This is a genomic window from Bradyrhizobium sp. PRIMUS42, assembly GCF_023006515.1.
In the GTDB taxonomy this organism is placed as follows: domain Bacteria; phylum Pseudomonadota; class Alphaproteobacteria; order Rhizobiales; family Xanthobacteraceae; genus Bradyrhizobium.
In genome coordinates this window covers 1-1337 of the sequence record NZ_JALBGZ010001136.1, presented here as the reverse complement: position 1 = coordinate 1337, position 1337 = coordinate 1, and the positions used below count along the sequence as shown (strand labels likewise).

The window sequence follows — 1337 nt, the reverse complement described above, 5'->3', positions numbered from 1 at the left end:
GTCTCGGCCCGCATCAGCCAGACCGCATAGGGCAGCGCCAGAACCGCCACGACGATCAGCGCAAACAGCGGATCGAGCGCGCGCAGCGTCCGGCGGCCGCCTGCGGTCGAGACCGCGAACACGACGAGCAGCAACAGGAGAAAGATCGCCGCGGGCGTCGTCAGCAACAAGAGGCCGGCCTCGATCGACCAGGCGAACCAGGCATTGCCGCGGCGCTGGCCGATGATCTGCCAGGAGTGCAGCAGCAGCAGCGCCCAGAGCGGCCGGGCCAGGATGAGGGGGCCGAAGTCGAGCGCCGACGAGGAGAAGGCGAGCACCGTCATGGTCAAGAGCACGGCAAGCACCGCCTGCTGCGGGCCGACCACGGCGCGGGACAGATGATAGAGCGCGATGAAGGTCGCGATCTCGCAGAGCTCGGCCAGCACATAGACGCCGAACATGTGGCCACCGGCGGCGCGATAGGCGATGTCGGCGAGCCAAACCGGCAAGGGTGGACCGAGGTCAGTGCCGACCTGGTATTCGCGTCCGAAAGCCAGCAGCGTTCCGAGGGTGCCGGGCGGGCTGCGGTAGAACACCAGCGCCACGAACAGCCACATCGCGGCCTGGAGCAGCACGACGATCCAGACGATCAGCCGCGGCCGGGCGCGAATGAGCTCGATGACCAGGGAGGTAAACCGCATGCAACGCCCGAAAGATGCAGCCAACCCGTCCAGCCGGCCCTATTCGCTCACGTCTGTTTTGATAATGGGCGCTGCGCGTCGTGGCAACCGCCACAAGTCGTCATGCCCAGGCTTGTCCCGCCTGCGCGGCCGAAGCCGCTTCAGCGGGGCGAAGGCCCGGGCATCCACGTTCTTCGTGCCGTGGGTAAGGCGTGGATGGCCGGGTCAAGCCCAGCGATGACGATACTAAGGGTCAGCAGCGCTAAGCCTTAAAGATTTGCCGACGCGTCGACTTCCACGTTGGCTTCCACCTGCACCTCGGTGACGGAGAACAGGTCCTGCACCGGCTCGACCGTCCAGGGCATATGCTTGACGCGGGCGGCGACGACGGGAGCGAAGAAGCTGCGGTGATGGACGGTGGGACCGAGGCGGTCAAGCGCGTCGAGGTGCTCGGGAACGGCGTAGCCCTTGTGCTGCTCGAAACCATAGCCGGGGCAGTCCTGCGCCAGCGCGCACATCAGGCGGTCACGCGTCACCTTGGCGACGATCGAGGCCGCGGCGATCGACAGGACGATGCCGTCGCCGCCGATCACGGCCTCGCAGTCGCAAGACGTGTCGAGCCGATCGCGGCCGTCGACGAACACATGGCGGGGCGAGTCGGGCAGCGCGACCACGGCG

2 protein-coding genes are annotated in these 1337 nt (G+C 67.3%); both read right to left on the bottom strand.

The window, feature by feature from the left end:
• On the bottom strand, positions 1-680 hold a 680-nt coding region (locus MOV75_RS38365; protein ID WP_247008036.1), incomplete at its 3' end, for a glycosyltransferase family 39 protein.
• A gap of 248 nt (positions 681-928) precedes the next feature.
• Positions 929-1337, bottom strand: a 409-nt coding sequence (locus MOV75_RS38360; RefSeq protein WP_247008035.1) for a ribonuclease HII, incomplete at its 5' end; no start/stop codon positions are given.